Genomic DNA, 19,026 nt, shown 5'->3' with positions numbered 1-19,026 from the left:
GTCCGCCACTCGTCACCCGAGAGCAAGCTCTCTGTGCTACCGTTCGACTTGCATGTGTTAGGCCTGCCGCCAGCGTTCAATCTGAGCCATGATCAAACTCTTCAATTTAAGTTTGATTTGCTGAAACGAGTTCAGCGGTGCTCATCTGTAAAACGTCATAATGAATTTCATTATGTGTTCACTCGTGAGGCTTTGATATTTTTTGCGTCCGGAGACGCGGATATCAATCCTGCGAGTGCCCACACAGATTGTCTGATAAATTGTTAAAGAGCGATGCGAACAACGGCTGAACCGTCTGTCGCGAGGTGGCGTATACTACGCTACTCTCCTTCGGAGTCAAACACTTTTTTCAGCGTTTTCATCCGGCGGGATGAATTTCTTCACTCCCTGCTGAGCCGTCTGCGTTGCCGCTTTGCCGTCTCAGTGGTGGCGCATTATAGGGAGTTATTTGGAGCTGACAAGGGTTAATTGCAAATAAATTACTGTTCGACCTAAATTTCGCCACAACGCTGTATTTCACAACGATTTGCCTGGTAACTGCGCAAAACCCTGAGCAAAAAGCGCCACTTTATTCCAATCGGTGTATTCAACTTCTTTCGATGTATCGGTTTCCCCGCCGGTCATACGCATAATGAATTGAATCATGACGCGATCAAACCAGCGATAACGCGGATAACGCAACGCCCCAGCGAAAACCGCACAGCAATCGGGTTGCCACGGTGACTGCTCCAGGAACTTGCGCGTATACGCATTGGTCTCTGGCGTACACTTATCTGCTTTACGCGCCGTCAGGTTGACACTAAAGAAGCCGCTCACCCGCTGCTGCAGCTGTGCTCTGTGCTGGGTGACAAATTTCAGCAACGCCGGATTGAAATGGCCATAGCGGATCGAAGCACCAATCAGCACGCGATCGTACTGCAACCAATCAATCTGCGGTGCCTGTAGTAAATCGATCACGTCACACAGTTGATGCGGCACTAACGTCTGCGCAATGCGCGCGGCAATGTCACGAGTTTGTCCATCGCGGCTGGAATACAGAATCAACGCTTTCATTACTCAATCCTATTTTATTATTCGCGCCAGAAGGTCGGCGTAAACAGCACCAGCAGCGTGAACACTTCAAGGCGTCCAAACAGCATGGTTAAAATCAAAATCCACTTCGCGACATCATTCATTGAAGTGAAGTTGTCTGCCACCACGCCCAAACCGGGCCCGAGGTTATTCAGGGTCGCGGCCACGGCAGCAAAAGCCGAGAAGTCATCCACGCCAGTGGCGATGATCGCCAACATGCTGAGCAGGAACACCAGCGCATAAGCTGAGAAGAAACCCCACACCGCTTCGAGGATACGTTCCGGCAGCGCGCGATTACCCAACTTGATGGTGTAAACCGCATTCGGGTGCACCAATCGCTTCAGTTCACGCGAACCCTGTTTGAACAGCAGAAGAATGCGAATCACCTTCAAACCGCCGCCGGTTGAACCCGCCATGCCGCCGATAAAAGCCGAGCACAGCAGCAGCACCGGCAGGAACAGCGGCCAGCGCGCAATACTGTCGGTGGTAAAACCGGCCGTGGTCGCCATTGATACCACCTGGAAAAACGCCTGATTCAGCGTTTGCCAGCCGCTGGCGTATACATTGTGGAACCACAACACTATGGTACAGATCAGCACTAAGGTCAGTTGTACGCCAATAAACATGCGGAATTCGGGATCGCGCCAGTACACTTTCAGGTTGCGACCACTTAATAAAGAGAAGTGCAGGCCATAGTTACAGCCCGAGATCAGCAGAAATACCGCGACAATGGTGTTGATGGTTGGGCTATTAAAGTAGCCGATGCTGGCATCATGGGTTGAGAACCCGCCAATCGCGATCGTCGAGAAGCTATGGCCGATAGCATCAAACATCGGCATGCCCGCCAGCCACAGCGCCACCGCGCACGCCACGGTGAGCAATACGTAGATCAGCCACAACGTTTTAGCTGTTTCCGCGATACGCGGGCGCATCTTGTTATCTTTCAACGGTCCCGGCATTTCGGCGCGATAGAGCTGCATGCCACCCACGCCCAGAATGGGCAGAATCGCCACCGCCAGCACAATGATCCCCATCCCGCCGAGCCACTGCAGCATCTGACGATAGAACAAAATCGCTTTAGGCAACGTATCCAGTCCCACCAGCGTGGTGGCGCCGGTGGTAGTGAGGCCAGAGAAGGACTCAAAGAAGGCATCAGTGATTGAGAGATGCGGCTGCTCGGCGAAGATAAACGGCATCGCACCGACGCTGCCCAACACGGTCCAGAACAGCACCACGATAAGGAAGCCTTCGCGCGGCTTGAGTTCGGTTTTCTGCTTGCGGTTTGGCCACCACAGCAGTGAACCGATAACGATCGCCATCATAAAGGTCTGACTGAACGCGCGCCCGGCACCATCACGGTAAATCAAGGCGACGAGGCCCGGTAAAATCATGGTCACCGAGAACAGAATCACCAGCAGGCCCACGATGCGGGTAATGGCGCGAAAATGCATTCAGCCGTTTCCTTTAAACAGAAGCTTTTAGTTTGTCAGCGGGATGAGCGTCAGCGCGCCCCGGCTGTAATCAGACAGGTTTTGGCGAAAGCCATCAATCTGCGCATGCGGCAACGCTAAACGCAGCGCAATACGATCCTGATAATGGCTCTCTTCTATAATGCCGTCAAAACGTTGCAGCAAGCGTTCGATGTCGCTGAGTTGGGCGTAATCGCACTGCAGGGTAAAAGATTCCATCGGCACTTTACGCTGACGCGCCAGTTGCTTCAGCCCTTGCTGCACGCCGCCGCCATAAGCTTTTACCAGTCCGCCGGTACCCAGCATGATGCCGCCATAATAACGCACCACCACCGCGGTGATCTCACCGACACCGCTACCCATCAGCTGGGCCAGCATCGGTTTGCCCGCGGTGCCAGAAGGTTCGCCATCATCGGAGAAACCCAGCTGCTGCGAATCATCCGGCGCACCCGCCACCCACGCCCAGCAGTGATGCCGCGCGGTGGGATGTTCCTGCTTCACCTGCTGCACAAACGCGCGCGCCGCTTCCACGCCGGCCGTGTGCGCCAGCAAGGTGATGAAGCGGCTTTTCTTGATGGTTTCCTCGCTGAGGCTTACGGCCCGAGCGGGAATGTCGTAAGCATCCATCAGGCAAGGTGCAAGTCGCGCGTCATGTTTTCAATGCGATTAGCGTGAACCACCACGTTATCCTCGATACGAATACCGCCGTAAGGTTTCAGTGCATCAATTGCCGCCCAGTCAAAGTATTGGCTGAACTTGCCGCCGCGCAGCTTCGTCAGCAGCGAATCGATAATATAGAAGCCCGGTTCGATAGTCAGCACCATGCCAGGTTCCAGCACGCGCGTACAACGCAAATACGGATACTGCGACGGTGCCGCCAGATGCGTACCGTTGTCATCCTGCATGAAGCCAGCCACATCGTGCACCTGCAAGCCGAGCGGATGTCCAAGGCCGTGCGGCATAAACGGACCGGTTAAATCTTCCGCCACCAGCGTCTCTTCAGTCAGGCCTTTCACCAACTCGAACTTCAGCAGCAGACGCGCAATGCGCTGATGCATCTGCAGATGATAATCGGTATAGCGCACGCCGGCTTTCAAGGTGGCGATCAGCGCCAGCTCTTCCTTGTTCATCGCCGCAACCATGTCGGCATAGCGCGATTTGCTCTGCGCCGCGTAGCTGCGCGTCAGGTCAGCGGCGTAACCGAGGTATTCCGCACCGGCGTCAATCAGGAAGCTGTGGCGTTTGGCCGGCGGCTGATGATCCAGTTTGGTGTAGTGCAGCACCGCGGCATGTTCATTGAGCGCGATGATGTTGCCATATGGCACATCGGTATCGCGATGGCCGGTTGCGGTCAGATAGGCGATATTGATATCGAACTCGCTCATGCCAGAGAAGAACGCCTCTTTGGCAGCGCGATGGCCCGCCACCGCCAGCTTCTGCGCTTCGCGCATACACGCCAGTTCATAGTCGGTTTTGATACTGCGATGATAATGCAGGAAATCGATCACGCCTTTCGGGTTCACCTGCTCGCTGTTAATACCGAGCTGGGAAGCGCGTGACGGCACCGGACCGATATAGGCCACTTTCTCGCGCTGTGCTGGCAGCAGCTGCGCGATCTCATCGGCACTCTTCAGGCCAATCACCTCCACGTCGTTAGTCCAGAAGCTGTTTGGCAGCGGCTCAACGTTGTGCCAGTAATCAACCGGCGAATAGAACCACAGCTTGGGTTTATTCACGCCATCAATCCATAACCAGCAGTTTGGCACCTGCGTCACCGGCACCCACGCTTTGAACTGGGGATTCACTTTAAACGGATAGTCGTGATCGTCGAGAAAAACGGTCAACAGTTCGCCGGAATGAATCAGCATGGCATCAAGCTTAAAGCGAGCCAGCACCTGCTGCGCTCGCTGCTGCAGCGTATTGATGTGCGCGTGATACAGGGTTTTCAGTGAATCCATGGACTTGTCTCCGATGTCGCGAAAGTGGCCGCAGTGTAGCACAGCCGTGTTAGTGATGCCGTGCTGCGCGCGCTGTGATCGTTGTATCAAATAATCAAACTCTGGTTTGCAAATAATTAACATCACACCCACACTCCAACTCATCTGGTATGACCAGATCAACTTTCGCGGTTTCAGGAGACGGACATGCTCTACCAAGGCGATACCCTTTCAGTTCACTGGCTTGACGACGGCATCGCCGAGCTGGTTTTCGATGCGCCCGGTTCGGTGAACAAACTCGATACCAAAACCGTTGCCTCGTTGGGCGAGGCATTAAGCGTATTGGAACAGCAACCCGCGCTGCGCGGCCTGTTGCTCTCGTCGGCCAAACCGGCATTTATCGTTGGTGCCGACATCACAGAATTCCTGTCGCTGTTTGATGCGCCAGAAGAGAAGCTGAGCCAATGGCTGGCGTTTGCCAACAGCATCTTCAATCGTTTAGAAGATTTGCCGGTGCCCACCGTGGCCGCCATCGACGGCTATGCGCTGGGCGGCGGCTGTGAATGCATACTGGCGACCGACTTCCGCATTGCCACGCCGACCGCACGCATCGGCCTGCCGGAAACCAAACTGGGCATTATGCCGGGCTTCGGCGGCAGCGTGCGCTTGCCGCGCCTGCTTGGCGCCGATAGCGCGATGGAGATTATCGCCGCCGGTAAAGATGTTGATGGCAGCAGCGCCCTGAAACTCGGTTTGGTGGATGCGGTGGTCAGCAGCGACAAACTACATGCCGCTGCGCTGACCGTGTTGCAGGACGCCATCGTACAGGGCAACTGGCAGGCTCGCCGCGCGCCGAAACTGGCACCGCTGAAACTCAGCCCGATTGAAGCCGCCATGAGCTTCACCATCGCCAAAAGCATGGTGCTGCAAACCGCGGGCAAACACTATCCGGCACCGATTACCGCCGTGAAAACCATTGAAGCTGCCGCCAGCCTCGGACGTGATGATGCGCTGAAGCTGGAAACCGCCGCGTTTGTGCCGCTGGCGCAAAACGATGTGGCACGCGCGTTGGTCGGTATCTTCCTTAACGATCAGTACGTCAAAGGCCTGGCGAAGAAGCACAGCAGTGCAGCCGGTGCGCCGCAGCAAGCGGCAGTATTAGGCGCAGGCATTATGGGCGGCGGCATTGCTTATCAATCGGCATGGAAAGGTGTGCCGGTGATGATGAAAGATATCAATCCGCAGGCGTTAACGCTGGGCATGACCGAAGCCAGCAAGCTGCTGAACAAACAGCTGGAGCGCGGCAAAATTGACGGCGCGAAACTGGCGAGCGTACTCACCACCATTCAGCCCACGCTGGATTACGCCGGATTCGAACGCACCGACGTGGTGGTAGAAGCGGTAGTAGAGAATCCGCAGATCAAAGCCAAAGTGCTGGCAGAGACCGAACAGCATCTGCGCGAGGACGCCATTCTCGCCTCCAACACCTCAACCATTCCGATCAGCCTGCTGGCGCAAGCCCTGAAACGTCCGGAAAACTTCTGCGGCATGCACTTCTTCAATCCGGTACCGCGTATGCCGCTGGTTGAAGTGATTCGCGGTGAGAAAACCTCAGAAGCGACCCTCAGTAAAGTGGTGGCCTGGGCGAGCAAAATGGGCAAGACGCCGATTGTGGTGAATGACTGTCCCGGCTTCTTTGTGAATCGCGTGCTGTTCCCCTACTTCGCCGCCTTCAGCCTGCTGCTGCGCGACGGCGCGGATTTCCGTCAGATCGATAAAGTGATGGAAAAACAGTTCGGCTGGCCGATGGGCCCCGCGTGGCTGCTGGATGTGGTCGGCATTGATACCGCGCATCACGCTCAGCAGGTGATGGCGCAAGGTTTCCCGTCTCGCATGCAGAAAGATTATCGCGACGCGATCGACGTGCTGTTTGACGCCAAACGTTACGGCCAGAAAAACGGTCAGGGCTTTTACCGCTGGGAGCAGGATAAAAAAGGCAAAGCGCAGAAGAGAGCCGATGCGGCTGTCGATGCGCTGCTGGAACCGATTTGCCAGCCGACGCGCGTGTTCAGCGATGACGAGATCGCCAACCGCATGATGCTGCCGATGCTCAACGAAGTGGTGCGCTGCCTCGAAGAGAAGATCATCGCTTCACCGGCCGAAGCTGATATGGCGCTGGTGTACGGTTTAGGCTTCCCGCCGTTCCGTGGCGGCGCGTTCCGCTACATGGATACGCTGGGCAACAGCAACGTGGTCGATCAGGCCAAACGTTATACCGCGCTCGGCCCGCTGTATGCGCTGCCGGAGCTGCTGTTGCAAAAAGCCCATCAGCATCAGAGCTGGTATCCCGCGGTGCAACCGATTGACGAAGCGGCGCTGCAAAGTGCCTGAGGTAATGAAAATGGAAAAAGTGGTAATTGTTGATGCGGTCCGCACGCCGATGGGCCGCTCCAAAGGCGGCGCGTTTCGTCAGGTACGGGCGGAAGATCTCTCGGCGCATTTGATGCGCGAGCTGCTGAGCCGCAACCCGGCGGTTGATCCCGCCACGCTGGACGACATTATCTGGGGCTGCGTGCAGCAGACGCTGGAGCAAGGCTTCAACATTGCACGTAACGCCGCGCTGCTGGCGGAGATCCCGCATCGCGTACCTGCCAGCACCGTCAACCGCCTGTGCGGTTCGTCGATGCAGGCGCTGCACGACGCGGCACGCGCGATCATGGTTGGCGATGCGCACAGCTGCCTGATTGGCGGCGTAGAACATATGGGCCACGTGCCGATGAGCCACGGCGTGGATTTCCATCCGGGCCTGGGTCGCACGGTGGCGAAAGCGGCGGGCATGATGGGGTTAACCGCCGAGATGCTGGCGCGCATGCATCACATTACGCGTGAGCAGCAGGATGCTTTTGCGCTGCGTTCGCACCAGCGCGCCTGGGCAGCAACCCAGCGCGGCGACTTCAAGCGTGAAATTGTGGCGACCTACGGCCACGACGCCGACGGCGTGTTGAAGCGCTTTGAGAGCGACGAAGTGATCCGCGAAGAGACCAGCCTTGAAGGATTGGCTGCGCTGCGACCGGCATTCGACCCGGTCAACGGCACCGTGACCGCAGGCAGCTCATCCGCGCTTTCCGACGGCGCAGCCGCGATGTTGATCATGAGTGAAAGCCGCGCACGCGAACTCGGTCTGACAGCGCGCGCGCGCATTCGCAGCATGGCGGTGGTGGGCTGCGATCCGTCGATTATGGGTTACGGCCCGGTTCCCGCCAGCAAGCTGGCGCTCAAGCGCGCGGGATTAAGCGTGCAGGATATCGACCTGTTCGAGTTCAACGAGGCTTTTGCCGCACAGGCGCTGCCATGCATTAAAGACATGGGCTTGCTGGAACAGCTGGATGAGAAAGTGAATTTGAATGGCGGCGCGATTGCGCTCGGTCATCCGCTGGGATGTTCCGGTGCGCGTATCAGTACTACGCTGCTGAACCTGATGGAACGTCGCGATGCGCAATTTGGTCTGGCGACCATGTGCATTGGCTTAGGCCAGGGCATCGCCACGGTGTTCGAACGAGTTTAATACGTTAATGTTGCACGTGTTCCCGCCCTTTCGGGCGGGCTTTTTTGCGCAATAAATTGCGCCGCGACGAATCCGTGCACATTATCGTAGCGACGCGATTTATCGCGTTCTATTGACCTTAGATAAACGCAAACGCATCGCCAAACATCTGCGCTTCCAGCGCACCGCGCTCGGCGCAGAAACGCTCACGCGCAATCTTCGCCATCTCAAAACGACCGGCAATATAGATATCGTGCTCGCTGAGCGACGCGAAATCCTGCATCACTGCCGTCAGCACCGTGCCGCTGCGTCCGGTCCAGTCATCCGCCGGTTGTTCAACCACCGGGATCACTTTCAGGTTCGGATGCTTCACCGCCAGCGCATTCAGCTCATCCAGATCGTACAGATGCATCAGCTCACGGCCGCCCCAGTAAATCGCAATCTCGCGATCGGGTTGCTGTGCCAGCGCGGTCAGCAGAATAGAACGCGCATAGGAGAAGCCGGTACCGCCCGCGATCAGAATGATCGGACGCTCGCTATCTTCACGCAGCCAGGCATCGCCGTGCGGCATATCAACCGTAATCTGGCGATCGTTCTTGATGCGGTCCATCACCGCCATCGCGTAGAGATTGAGATCCGACGCGCCGATGTGCAGCTCAATGATGTCCTTTTCCATTGGCGTAGAAGCCAGTGAAAACGGGCGCTTATCGCGCTCATCCATCACCACCATCAAATACTGTCCGGCGCGGAAGTTAAAATCCGCCGCCGGAATTAAACGAACGCGGTAAACCGTGTCCGTAATCGCTTCAACCGAAGTCACTTTGCAGCTTAACGTTGTCATGCGTTCCCTTTTTCTTCGGGTCTAATTGGTCTGCCGCCGTTAGCGCTGCGGCGGCTCGGCAAAGATAGCTAACTCATCCCAAATGGCGTCAATGCGCGCGGTCACCGCCGGATCTTTCACAATCGGCGTGCCCCACTCGCGCGTGGTTTCACCCGGCCACTTATTGGTCGCATCAAGTCCCATCTTCGAGCCTAAGCCGGAAACCGGCGAGGCAAAGTCGAGATAATCGATGGGCGTGTTCTCAACCAGCACCGTATCGCGCGCCGGATCCATGCGTGTGGTAATCGCCCAAATCACATCATTCCAGTCGCGCGCGTTGACGTCGTCATCGCACACAATCACGACCTTGGTGTACATGAACTGACGCAGGAACGACCACACGCCGAACATCACGCGCTTGGCGTGACCCGCGTACTGTTTCTTGATCGTTACTACCGCGAGGCGATAAGAGCAGCCCTCCGGTGGCAGATAGAAATCAACGATCTCCGGGAACTGCTTGATCAGAATCGGCACCAGCACTTCATTGAGCGCCACGCCCAGCACCGCCGGTTCATCCGGTGGACGTCCGGTGTAGGTTGAATGATAAATCGGGTTGCGACGTTGCGTTACGTGCGTCACGGTAAACACCGGGAAGCTATCTACTTCATTGTAGTAGCCTGTGTGGTCGCCGTACGGACCTTCCGGCGCGACATCGCCCGGCTCGATATAACCTTCCAGCACGATTTCCGCGCTGGCCGGCACTTCGAGTTCGTTCGAAACGCACTTCACCACTTCGGTTTTGTTACCGCGCAGCAAACCGGCAAAGGCGTATTCGGAGAGTGTATCCGGCACCGGCGTTACCGCGCCGAGAATAGTGGCAGGATCGGCGCCCAGCGCCACCGACACCGGGAAACGTTCGCCCGGATGCGCTTTACACCACTCCTGGAAATCCAGCGCGCCGCCGCGATGCGACAGCCAGCGCATAATCACGCGGTTCTTGCCGATCACCTGCTGACGATAGATACCCAGATTTTGTCGCTCTTTATGCGGGCCGCGCGTGACGGTCAATCCCCACGTAATCAGCGGCGCAGCATCGCCCGGCCAGCATTTCATCACCGGAATGCGCGACAGATCGACGTCATCGCCGCTGAAAATCTCTTCCTGGCACGGCGCATTGCGCAGGCGCTTGGTTGGCATGTTCAGCACTTGCTTGAACTGCGGCATCTTATCGAACAGATCGCGGAAGCCTTTTGGCGGCTCCGGCTCTTTCAGGAACGCCAGCAGCTTGCCCACTTCACGCAGCGCACTGACCTCTTCCTGGCCCATGCCCATCGCCACGCGTTTGGGTGTGCCAAACAGATTACACAGCACCGGCATGTCGTACCCTTTCGGGTTTTCGAACAGCAGCGCCGGGCCGCCAGCGCGCAGCGTGCGGTCGGCAATTTCCGTCATCTCTAACTCAGGATCGATCTCCTGAGTGATGCGCTTTAACTCGCCACGCTGTTCCAGCAATGCGAGGAAGTCTCGTAAATCCTGATATTTCATGCGGCTTTAGCTTTCCGGCCAGAGTGAAACGCCATTATAGAGGCGTTTTACGCTGACATGTTGAGGTTTTACGTCAGGCAGGCTGACAGGAAAACGGCACCAGCGACTGAATCGCCAATACATCGTGATAAGCAGTAATCGGCTCGCCGTGACGGAACACTTTGAAGTCTTCACCGCGTGCGCTGTAGTAACGCAGGCGATTTTCGCTCACGTACAGGAAGCTGGCTTCACGCAGCGCAATCACCGATTCATGCGGGTTAACGGCACAGAACTCGGCCAGTCGTTCATCACGCGTTTCGCCCATATGGCCGCTGACGTGCGCATCAAGATAATGCGGATTGATCTGCACCGGGAACAAACCCAGCGCGGGCAACACTACGCTGCTGCGCACCGGCATATCATTGGTGGTGCGAATGGAAGGCGTTGCCACATTGCAACCGGCGCTCCAGCCGACGTACGGCACATCACGCTCGCGCACCGCGCGTTGGATAGCGACGATCAAGCCGTGCTCGTGCAGCATTTGATTGAGGAACCAGGTATTTCCGCCGCTCACCAGAATCAGCTCAGCTTGTTCAATCGCCGCAACGGGCGATGCAAACTCGTGCACGGTGCGCACGTCAATGCCTAACGACGCGGATAACTCCTGCGCGCGCTGCGCGTGATCGCCACGAATAATCGCGTACGGTACCAGCACCGCCGAAGTGATGCCGCGCTGGGCGATCATCGCATGCAGCTGCGGGTGGGCGTAACTTAACAGCGGCGCATCGTCAGCCACTTTACCGTTACTCAACAGGAACAGTTCCATCAGCCACTCCTTTTCAATCGAAAGATGGGGAGGGAGTCTGATACAGATGGTCGCCGGCCGTCAATTTTCTTGCAAGAAAGCGTAAATAAGCCGCATCAATCGGATAAATCGTAGTGAAATTGTTTTCAGCGCCCGGTTTCCACCCGCCGATGCGCTATAACTCTGACAACTGATTTGATATTCTTAGCGTCCATTATTTGGGAGCGGTTATGGAATCCTGGTACTTACTCTATTGCAAACGTGGACAACTGTTGCGCGCGAAAGAGCATCTTGAGCGGCAAGAGGTCAATTGCCTCAGCCCGATGATCGCTCTGGAGAAGATTGTGCGCGGTAAACGCACCACCGTGAGTGAGCCGCTGTTTCCCAACTATCTGTTTATCGAATTCGATCCCGAAGCGATTCACACCACCACCATCAGCAGCACGCGCGGCGTCAGCCACTTCGTGCGCTTTGGCACCATGCCGGCCACCGTATCAAATGATGTGATCGAAGCGCTGCAAACCGACGTGCCGCAGATCGTGCTCGATGCGGAAACCCCACAAAGCGGTGATGAAGTGATCATCACCGATGGCACGTTCGAAGGATTGCGCGCCATTTTTGCCGAGCCGGATGGTGAAACGCGCTCCGTTCTGCTGCTCAACATGCTGAACAAACAGGTGATGCGCAGCGTGGATAACAAACAGTTCCGTAAACTCTAAGCGAGTTTAAACAGCTGACGCGCGTTGAGATTAACCTGCGCGCCCAGCGCTTCCGCCTCCTCGTCACGCCATTTCGCCACCTGCTGCACAATATGCGGCAGGAAACATGGCTCATTGCGGCGCGAAGTGGGACGCGGATGCATATCGCGCGGCAGTAAATACGGTGCGTCGGTTTCCAGTAACAGGCGCTCAGCCGGAATCAGCGGCAGCAATTCACGCAGTTCCATGCCGCGACGCTCGTCGCATACCCAACCGGTAATGCCCACCGACAATCCCAGCGCCAGACACGCTTGCAGCTCGTCACGCGTACCAGTAAAGCAGTGCACGACTGCACCAACCAGCTTCGGTAGCCACGGCTCAACTACCGCAACAAAACGATCGTGCGCTTCACGGCAATGCAAAAACACCGGCAGCTGTAGCTCAGCGGCCAACGCCAGCTGCGCATCGAAAGCGTATTCCTGCTGATCGTGGGCCGAAAGATTGCGATTGAAATCCAGGCCACATTCGCCAATCGCGACCACCTGCTCACTTTCGGCCAGGCGACGCAAGGTATTCGCGGTTTCCGCCGACCATTCACTGGCATGGTGCGGATGGACGCCGGCGGTTGACCAGCAATAGCCCGCGTGCAATGCCGCCAGCTGCCGCGCCTGCTGGCTCTCCAGCGCGTTGGTGCCGGTAATTAACAGGCCGGTGACGCCTGCTTCGCGCGCACGTTTTACCACCTGCTCGCGATCTTTTGCGAATTGCGTGCTGGTCAGGTTTACACCGATATCAAACATGTCTTCTCCCCAATAAAAAACCGCCCAACGGGGCGGTTTAGATTCATCTTCCCGCGCGCTGCGGGATGCCCTGCATTAAGGACATCAGGATTCGGTGTTGTGTTCCTCATCCGAAGACTGACGTCCTTTACCCACATAGTAGCGGGAGAAGAATACGCCGACTTCAAACAGGCAGTACATCGGAATAGCGAGCAAAGTTTGCGAGAAAACATCCGGCGGTGTGAGCAACATCCCAACCACGAACGCGCCAACCAACATATAAGGACGTTTCTTTTTCAGATCTTCTGGTGAAGTTATGCCGGTCCAGCACAGCAGCACAATCGCAATCGGCACCTCAAACGCCACGCCGAAGGCCATGAAAATCGTCATGACGAAGTCGAGGTAGTTGGTGATATCCGTTGCGATGGTCACGCCTTGCGGCGCGGTTTTGGCGAAGAAGCCAAACGCCAGCGGGAACACGATGAAGTAAGCAAACGCCACGCCGACGTAAAACAGCAGCGTACTGGAGAACAGCAGCGGCATCACCAGTTTGCGTTCGTGGCGATAGAGCGCGGGCGCCACAAAGGCCCACACCTGATACAAAATCACCGGCACGGCCAGAAACACCGAAACGATGATGGTCAGCTTGATCGGCGTGAAGAATGGCGATGCGACGTCGGTAGCGATCATGCTCGCCCCGGCTGGCATCTGGCTGATCAGCGGCGACGCGACCAGATGGTAAATATCATTCGCAAAATAGACCAGACACAGAAAGATGACTAAAACAGCGATGATGCAATTCAACAAACGCTTGCGCAGCTCAATCAAATGACTAATGAGCGGTTGGGTATCTTCAACGGCCATGTTTATCGTTCATCTTTTACGAGAGAAGTCTTCGCGGTGCTTTCAGGAGCACTGGCGACGGGAGGGATTTCTGCGGCAGAGATTTCGTCAGTAGGCTGCGGAGTCTGTGCAGGCGCACTGGTTTGATGCTCTGCTGCTGCGGGCGTGGCCGCAGGTGAAGTCACAGGCTGCACGGCGGCTGGCGGAGTTTGATGAATAGTGTTGGCTTCATCTTCCTCTTTTTCGAGATCGATACTCTGCTGCACCGAACGCTTCATGGAGTCGGCGGTTTTACGCAGTTCTTCCATCGACTCTTTCAGCTCGGGTGACAACGTGCCACGGCCCGCTTCTTCCACCTTTTTCAGGCTGTCCTGCAATTCCTGCAGTTTCAACTCTTGCGCCAGTTCGTTTTGTACATTCGCGGCCAGCGAGCGGATGGCTCTGATCCAGCCGACGACGGTTTTCACCGCAACCGGTAACCGCTGCGGGCCAAGCACAATCAGCCCGATCACGAACACTAATACCAGTTCACTAAAACCAATGTCGAACACAGTTATACCTGCTTGTCGTTCCGGGCGTCGTCTTTAGTCGCCGTGGTTTGCTGTTTGTCTGCCAGAGTTTTGGCGTTGAAGTCAGCGTCCTGCTCTTTCGGTTGATCCTTTTTATCGTCTTCATCGCCCATGGCTTTTTTGAAGCCACGAATGGAAGATCCTAAATCCGAACCCAGGTTGCGAAGCTTGTTGGTACCGAACAGAAGAACAACAATGACGGCAATGATTAACAATTGCCAAATACTGATACCGCCCATGAGATATGCCTCTAATATTCTGTGAAAAACTGTTGACTGTAACGCACAGAAAGCCCATATGATTTCGGGCTTTAGCTTGCGACATTACGCGATTTGCACCAGGCAGACAATCAGTTTGTCTTGCGCCAGCCAATAAGCCAGGTGACGATGCCAGCGGCCATTAATAGCGCCGGGAAGAAATCCCAATCCGGTCGACTTAACAGCACGGCGGTGCCACTTAATAACAGTGTAGCGCCTACACCAAACAGATAGCGCGCCTGATGATTGCGTGTTCGCTGTACGTTTAAATCGGTGACGAGTTTATCGACGCTGTGCTTCAATAATTTGTGCTGGCGCATGCTGTCGTAAAATAGCTCCGGTAACTCTGGCAGTTTTTCCGCCCAGTATGGCGCTTTCTCTTTCACCGCCCGCAAAATCGCCGGGATACCAATTTGATCTTTGATCCAATCTTCAAGGAACGGCTTGGCCGTTTTCCACAGGTCAAGCTGCGGATAGAGTTGGCGGCCAATTCCTTCGATATACAGCAGCGTCTTCTGCAACAGCACCAGCTGCGGCTGCACTTCCATATTAAAGCGACGCGCGGTGTTGAACAGGTTCAGCAGCACGTGGCCAAACGAAATCTCTGCCAGCGGCTTTTCGAAAATCGGCTCACACACGGTACGAATGGCAAACTCAAAGTCTTCGACGTTGGTATCGGCCGGTACCCAGCCAGAATCCACATGCAGCTCGGCCACTTTGCGGTAATCGCGGTTAAAGAAGGCGATGAAGTTCTCGGCCAGATAGCGCTTATCTTCTTTGTTCAGCGAACCGACGATACCGCAGTCGATGCCGATGTATTGCGGATCTTCCGGGTGATCGTAGCTGACGAAGATATTGCCGGGATGCATGTCGGCGTGGAAGAAGCTGTCACGGAACACCTGGGTGAAGAATACTTGCACACCGCGCTCGGCCAGCAGTTTCATGTTAACGCCGTGCTGCTCCAGCGTGGCGATATCTGAGATCGGAATGCCGTAAATGCGCTCCATCACCATCATCGATTCGCTGCAATAATCAGAGAACACTTCCGGCACATACAGCATGCGGCTTTGGTCAAAATTACGACGCAGCTGGATGGCGTTCGCCGCTTCACGCAGCAGATTCAGTTCATCAATTAAGGTCTTTTCGTAATCGCGCACCACTTCCACCGGACGCAGACGACGACCATCCGGCAACAAACGCGGCACCCACCGCGCCAGACGGTAAATCAGTCGCATATCGGCTCTGATCACCGGCAGGATGTCGGGACGAATCACTTTAATTACCACCGCGCGGCCATTGGATTTCAGCGTCGCGGTATGCACCTGCGCGATAGAAGCCGAGGCCAGCGGTTTGATATCGAAGTCTTCAAACCAGGTTTCCACCGGGCCGCCAATCGACTTTTCAATCTGCTGCTTGGCTTTCACGCCATCAAATGGCGCAACTCGGTCCTGCAGCACCGCCAGTTCATCGGCAATCGCCGGTGGGAACAGATCGCGACGCGTCGAGAGCATTTGACCGAATTTGATCCACACCGGCCCCAACTGCTCCATCGCTAAACGGATGCGCACGCCGGCGGAAGCGTCTTTATGCTGGTTAGGGATCCAGAAGATGCAACGCCGCCACAAGCGTAAAAGCAGCGTGAAGCGCATGCGGGGAATCAGTTCATCAAGGCCGTAAGTCAGAAAGATCTTGATGATGAAGTATAAGCGCCGAATTTCTCCCAGCGTCATTTCGCCTCCAGCTGTGCCAAACGCGTTTCAAACGCATTGAGCGAACGTTCTATCGCTTCCACTTCCTCGCAAAACCATGCCAGTTCCAGTGCGCCCGGCGCAACGCGCCACTCTTCCGTCAGCACCTGACCAAGATAATCCTGGCGGCGGATGAACTGCTGCTGCACGAACTTCAGCGCCTGCTGTGCGGCCTGGCTTACGCCTTGCGCAGCGATATCGCCAATCCACGGTGCAAGATATTCCGCCGGATCCAGCTCGGCGAGATCCATCAGTGCGGAGAATTGCTGTACCACCTGCAAGTCGCCGTCCACCTCCAGTTCACCGCTACGAATCAGGCTGGTGAGCTGCTGGCGATCGCGCAGTTTCGGCAAAGTACTGACACGCAAACTCACCGTGCAGTCGCTGCTGTCTTGCCAATCACTGAGCACATCGAGTTGCGATTCGCTAAATACCAGCACCAAGGGAAAATCGAGCTCTTGCAGACGCAGCATCAATACCTTGCCAGCCAAACGCTGGCGTGCGGCTTTCAGGCTGCGATCGCGATACAGAACACGGTTCAGGGCGGTCTCAAGACCGCCGGTGATGAGAGGAGTTAAAGTCATGATGGATTAGAATTTAAATCCGCGATGCAGCGCGACAATACCGCCAGTCATGTTGAAGTAGGTGGTATTTTCAAAGCCCGCATCGTTCATCATCGCTTTCAGGGTTTCCTGATCGGGATGCATACGAATCGACTCCGCCAGATAGCGATAGCTTTCAGCGTCTTGCGCCACCAACTGACCAATACGCGGCAGAATGTGGAATGAATAGGTATCGTAAGCTTTGCTGAGCGGCTCCAGCAACGGCTTCGAGAACTCCAGCACCAGCAGACGTCCGCCTGGCTTCAGCACGCGGAACATTGATGCCAGCGCTTTCTCTTTTTCGGTCACGTTACGCAAGCCGAATGAGATGGTGATGCAATCGAAGTAGTTATCCGGGAACGGCAGCGCTTCGGCATTCGCCTGCACATAGCTGACATTGCCCGACACGCCGAGATTACGCAGCTTTTCGCGGCCCATCTTCAGCATCGAGCTGTTGATGTCTGCCAGCACAACCTGGCCGGTTTCGCCCACCAGACGTGAGAATTTTGCCGTGAGATCGCCGGTACCACCCGCCAGATCCAACACGCGCTGACCGCGGCGCACGCCGCTGCTGTCAATGGTAAAACGCTTCCAGACACGATGGATGCCAAACGACATCAAATCGTTCATCAGGTCATATTTTGCCGCGACGGAGTGAAACACGTCCGCAACTTTATCGGCCTTTTCGCTTTTCGCGACGGTCTGGAAGCCAAAATGGGTAGTTTCCTGCTGTGATTCATCTGCCATCGGTTTTACCTGTTCCACAAACAATTCTTGCCGAAGTGTATCAGAGTCGCGCTACACGAGCACGCGACCACCGTGCTATTCGTTGATGCGGCGCAGCGAGTCTGTTGTTGGTTCTGCAACGTTTTCATCCTCGGTGCGATCGTCTGCCCAATCTTCATCCGCTTCTTCCGGCTGCGCTTGTTCAACCAGTTGCGGATTAATCGGACGTTTGATCTCCACGCCAAGCGAACGGAACGCTTCACTTTGTGCGATCAGATTGCCGCGCCCTTCAGACAGCTTTTTCATCGCCTGATGATAACTTTGCTGCGCTTTGTCGAGATTGTGCCCGATGCCACTCATGTCATCGACAAACAGCCGCATTTTGTCGTACAGCCGCGTTGCCCGGTCGGCGATGCGCTGTGCGTTGCGGCTTTGATGCTCATAACGCCAGAGATTATTGATAGTACGCAGCGCCACCAGCAACGTGGTGGGACTAACCAGCATGATGTTCTGCTGTAACGCTTCGCTGATCAGCTCGGGCTGACGATCAATCGCCAGCAGAAACGCCGGTTCCACCGGGATAAACATCAACACATAATCCAGAGAGCGTAAACCGGGCAATTGTTGGTAATCTTTACGGCTCAGCAGGCGAATGTGTCCGCGCATGGCACTAATGTGTTCCTGAATCGCCTGCTCACGCGTGGCTTCATCGTCGGCATTGAAGTAGCGCTCGTAGGCCACCAGCGTCATTTTGGCGTCAATCACCACATCTTTACCCTGCGGCAAACGCACGATCACATCCGGTTGCATCCTGCCCTGCTGTTCCAGCTGCACGCTAACCTGCGTTTGGTATTCGTAGCCTTCACGCAGGCCCGATGCTTCCAGCACGCGGGCCAATACCACTTCGCCCCAGTTTCCCTGAATTTTATTGTCGCCTTTTAGCGCTTTAGTAAGATTGACCGCTTCCTGCGCCATCTGTGCGTTGAGTTGCTGTAGCTGGCGAATTTCGTGGGTCAGCGTGTGACGTTCACGCGCTTCCAGGCCAAAGCTGTCGGTGACCTGACGGCGGAAACCGTCCAGCTGTTCGCGCAGCGGACCAATCAGACTATTCAGGCTTTGACGGTTTTGTTCATCGACGCGCCGCCCGCTGTTTTCGAAGATGCGATTGGCGAGATTTTCAAACTGCGCGCTGAGGCGCTGTTCGCTGTTGGTCAGTAGTCGCTGCTTCTCTTCTGCACCGTAGCGCGTCTCTTCAAGACGAATGGTCACTTCGCGCAGTTCGGCTTCCTGCGCGCTGTTCACTTCCAGCTGATTTCGCAGTTCACGGCTGAGTTGTTCACTTTCGCCGCGCCAGTAATCAAGCTGCTGCAAACGTTCCTGCGCACCGCTCAGTGCACCGTGTAGCTGGCGCATCTCCTGTTCGCGTTGTTGGATTTGCTGCTGTAACTGTTCGAGCTGCTGCTGCTGACGCTGCTGCGCCTCTTCCAGCAGGCGACGCTCGGTGGTGAAGCTGGCATGCTGATGACCGGCGCGCAGTTGAGCAATGATCCAGCCAATGCCCAAACCGGCCAGCGCCAGCGCGCCGCTAATGATAAGTTGCTGATCCATAATCCCCCCGCGGATCGACTTGCTGA

18 protein-coding genes and 1 rRNA gene are annotated in these 19,026 nt (G+C 55.9%); 3 read left to right on the top strand and 16 right to left on the bottom strand.

Features of this window, described 5'->3' with window-relative positions:
• From IB226_RS21030 to pepQ, 5 genes are all read right to left on the bottom strand, one after another.
• A 16S ribosomal RNA gene (locus IB226_RS21030) occupies positions 1–108 on the bottom strand; the annotation flags it as partial.
• A gap of 408 nt (positions 109–516) precedes the next feature.
• The gene (gene hemG, locus IB226_RS21025; protein ID WP_192236903.1) at positions 517–1,053 is read right to left on the bottom strand and encodes a menaquinone-dependent protoporphyrinogen IX dehydrogenase; all 537 of its coding nucleotides are present in this window, start codon (positions 1,051–1,053) and stop codon (positions 517–519) included.
• Between the two features lie 17 nt (positions 1,054–1,070).
• Complete coding sequence (trkH, locus tag IB226_RS21020; RefSeq protein WP_101763723.1) at positions 1,071–2,522, bottom strand: Trk system potassium transporter TrkH; 1,452 nt, start codon at positions 2,520–2,522, stop codon at positions 1,071–1,073.
• 27 nt (positions 2,523–2,549) lie between these two features.
• On the bottom strand, positions 2,550–3,167 hold the full coding sequence (locus IB226_RS21015) for an IMPACT family protein (RefSeq protein ID WP_192236902.1): 618 nt from the start codon (positions 3,165–3,167) through the stop codon (positions 2,550–2,552).
• Positions 3,167–4,498, bottom strand: coding sequence for a Xaa-Pro dipeptidase (gene pepQ, locus IB226_RS21010; RefSeq protein ID WP_101763928.1), 1,332 nt, complete (start codon positions 4,496–4,498; stop codon positions 3,167–3,169). The genes IB226_RS21015 and pepQ overlap by 1 nt, the downstream gene beginning before the upstream one ends.
• Before the next feature lie 186 nt (positions 4,499–4,684).
• Here pepQ and fadB point away from each other — a divergent pair, with 186 nt between their 5' ends.
• Both fadB and fadA read left to right on the top strand, forming a co-directional pair.
• Positions 4,685–6,868: a fatty acid oxidation complex subunit alpha FadB gene (gene fadB / locus IB226_RS21005; RefSeq protein WP_192236901.1), complete on the top strand. Its 2,184-nt coding sequence runs from the start codon at positions 4,685–4,687 to the stop codon at positions 6,866–6,868.
• A gap of 10 nt (positions 6,869–6,878) precedes the next feature.
• Positions 6,879–8,042, top strand: a complete 1,164-nt coding sequence (fadA, locus tag IB226_RS21000) for an acetyl-CoA C-acyltransferase FadA (RefSeq protein WP_137386834.1) — start codon at positions 6,879–6,881, stop codon at positions 8,040–8,042.
• A gap of 118 nt (positions 8,043–8,160) precedes the next feature.
• Here fadA and fre read toward each other — a convergent pair whose 3' ends face one another.
• From fre to pepE, 3 genes are all read right to left on the bottom strand, one after another.
• Entirely contained in the window at positions 8,161–8,862 is a 702-nt protein-coding gene (gene fre, locus IB226_RS20995) for an NAD(P)H-flavin reductase (RefSeq protein ID WP_101763727.1), read from the bottom strand.
• Positions 8,863–8,901: 39 nt separating this feature from the next.
• On the bottom strand, positions 8,902–10,386 hold the full coding sequence (gene ubiD / locus IB226_RS20990; RefSeq protein WP_192236900.1) for a 4-hydroxy-3-polyprenylbenzoate decarboxylase: 1,485 nt from the start codon (positions 10,384–10,386) through the stop codon (positions 8,902–8,904).
• Between the two features lie 73 nt (positions 10,387–10,459).
• Complete coding sequence (gene pepE / locus IB226_RS20985) at positions 10,460–11,191, bottom strand: dipeptidase PepE (protein WP_192236899.1); 732 nt, start codon at positions 11,189–11,191, stop codon at positions 10,460–10,462.
• 209 nt (positions 11,192–11,400) lie between these two features.
• Here pepE and rfaH point away from each other — a divergent pair, with 209 nt between their 5' ends.
• Entirely contained in the window at positions 11,401–11,889 is a 489-nt protein-coding gene (gene rfaH, locus IB226_RS20980; RefSeq protein ID WP_101763730.1) for a transcription/translation regulatory transformer protein RfaH, read from the top strand.
• Here rfaH and tatD read toward each other — a convergent pair.
• The 8 genes from tatD to rmuC form a co-directional block, all read right to left on the bottom strand.
• Positions 11,886–12,668, bottom strand: coding sequence for a 3'-5' ssDNA/RNA exonuclease TatD (gene tatD, locus IB226_RS20975; protein ID WP_192236898.1), 783 nt, complete (start codon positions 12,666–12,668; stop codon positions 11,886–11,888). The genes rfaH and tatD overlap by 4 nt on opposite strands.
• A gap of 84 nt (positions 12,669–12,752) precedes the next feature.
• Positions 12,753–13,511: a Sec-independent protein translocase subunit TatC gene (gene tatC / locus IB226_RS20970; protein ID WP_101763732.1), complete on the bottom strand. Its 759-nt coding sequence runs from the start codon at positions 13,509–13,511 to the stop codon at positions 12,753–12,755.
• Positions 13,512–13,513: 2 nt separating this feature from the next.
• Positions 13,514–14,041 carry a Sec-independent protein translocase protein TatB gene (gene tatB, locus IB226_RS20965; protein ID WP_192236897.1) on the bottom strand — a complete coding sequence of 176 codons (528 nt, stop codon included), beginning with the start codon at positions 14,039–14,041 and terminating at the stop codon, positions 13,514–13,516.
• Positions 14,042–14,043: 2 nt separating this feature from the next.
• Positions 14,044–14,298 (bottom strand): Sec-independent protein translocase subunit TatA, encoded by a 255-nt coding sequence (gene tatA / locus IB226_RS20960; RefSeq protein WP_008105810.1) that lies wholly within the window; start codon positions 14,296–14,298, stop codon positions 14,044–14,046.
• Between the two features lie 110 nt (positions 14,299–14,408).
• On the bottom strand, positions 14,409–16,046 hold the full coding sequence (ubiB, locus tag IB226_RS20955; RefSeq protein ID WP_101763734.1) for a ubiquinone biosynthesis regulatory protein kinase UbiB: 1,638 nt from the start codon (positions 16,044–16,046) through the stop codon (positions 14,409–14,411).
• Positions 16,043–16,648: an SCP2 domain-containing protein gene (locus IB226_RS20950; protein WP_192236896.1), complete on the bottom strand. Its 606-nt coding sequence runs from the start codon at positions 16,646–16,648 to the stop codon at positions 16,043–16,045. Before IB226_RS20950 ends, ubiB begins: the two co-directional genes overlap by 4 nt.
• A 6-nt stretch (positions 16,649–16,654) precedes the next feature.
• Positions 16,655–17,413 (bottom strand): bifunctional demethylmenaquinone methyltransferase/2-methoxy-6-polyprenyl-1,4-benzoquinol methylase UbiE, encoded by a 759-nt coding sequence (gene ubiE, locus IB226_RS20945; protein ID WP_008105805.1) that lies wholly within the window; start codon positions 17,411–17,413, stop codon positions 16,655–16,657.
• Positions 17,414–17,488: 75 nt separating this feature from the next.
• A complete protein-coding gene (gene rmuC, locus IB226_RS20940) occupies positions 17,489–19,000 on the bottom strand; it encodes a DNA recombination protein RmuC (RefSeq protein WP_101763736.1) in 1,512 nt (503 codons plus the stop codon).
• Positions 19,001–19,026: the final 26 nt, after the last annotated feature.

Source organism: Pantoea sp. PNT03, from assembly GCF_014852515.1.
Lineage (GTDB): Bacteria > Pseudomonadota > Gammaproteobacteria > Enterobacterales > Enterobacteriaceae > Pantoea > Pantoea leporis.
Note: the sequence above shows the minus strand (reverse complement) of the source record. Positions and strands in the feature narration are given on the sequence as shown.

Coding starts and splice junctions, on each gene's coding strand:
- tatA (WP_008105810.1), bottom strand. CDS start 14,298: ATGGGCGGTATCAGTATTTGGCAATTGTTAATCATTGCCGTCATTGTT.
- ubiB (WP_101763734.1), bottom strand. CDS start 16,046: ATGACGCTGGGAGAAATTCGGCGCTTATACTTCATCATCAAGATCTTT.
- rfaH (WP_101763730.1), top strand. CDS start 11,401: ATGGAATCCTGGTACTTACTCTATTGCAAACGTGGACAACTGTTGCGC.
- ubiE (WP_008105805.1), bottom strand. CDS start 17,413: ATGGCAGATGAATCACAGCAGGAAACTACCCATTTTGGCTTCCAGACC.
- fadA (WP_137386834.1), top strand. CDS start 6,879: ATGGAAAAAGTGGTAATTGTTGATGCGGTCCGCACGCCGATGGGCCGC.
- fadB (WP_192236901.1), top strand. CDS start 4,685: ATGCTCTACCAAGGCGATACCCTTTCAGTTCACTGGCTTGACGACGGC.
- trkH (WP_101763723.1), bottom strand. CDS start 2,522: ATGCATTTTCGCGCCATTACCCGCATCGTGGGCCTGCTGGTGATTCTG.
- pepQ (WP_101763928.1), bottom strand. CDS start 4,498: ATGGATTCACTGAAAACCCTGTATCACGCGCACATCAATACGCTGCAG.
- rmuC (WP_101763736.1), bottom strand. CDS start 19,000: ATGGATCAGCAACTTATCATTAGCGGCGCGCTGGCGCTGGCCGGTTTG.
- pepE (WP_192236899.1), bottom strand. CDS start 11,191: ATGGAACTGTTCCTGTTGAGTAACGGTAAAGTGGCTGACGATGCGCCG.
- tatD (WP_192236898.1), bottom strand. CDS start 12,668: ATGTTTGATATCGGTGTAAACCTGACCAGCACGCAATTCGCAAAAGAT.
- IB226_RS20950 (WP_192236896.1), bottom strand. CDS start 16,648: ATGACTTTAACTCCTCTCATCACCGGCGGTCTTGAGACCGCCCTGAAC.
- tatC (WP_101763732.1), bottom strand. CDS start 13,511: ATGGCCGTTGAAGATACCCAACCGCTCATTAGTCATTTGATTGAGCTG.
- hemG (WP_192236903.1), bottom strand. CDS start 1,053: ATGAAAGCGTTGATTCTGTATTCCAGCCGCGATGGACAAACTCGTGAC.
- IB226_RS21015 (WP_192236902.1), bottom strand. CDS start 3,167: ATGGATGCTTACGACATTCCCGCTCGGGCCGTAAGCCTCAGCGAGGAA.
- fre (WP_101763727.1), bottom strand. CDS start 8,862: ATGACAACGTTAAGCTGCAAAGTGACTTCGGTTGAAGCGATTACGGAC.
- ubiD (WP_192236900.1), bottom strand. CDS start 10,386: ATGAAATATCAGGATTTACGAGACTTCCTCGCATTGCTGGAACAGCGT.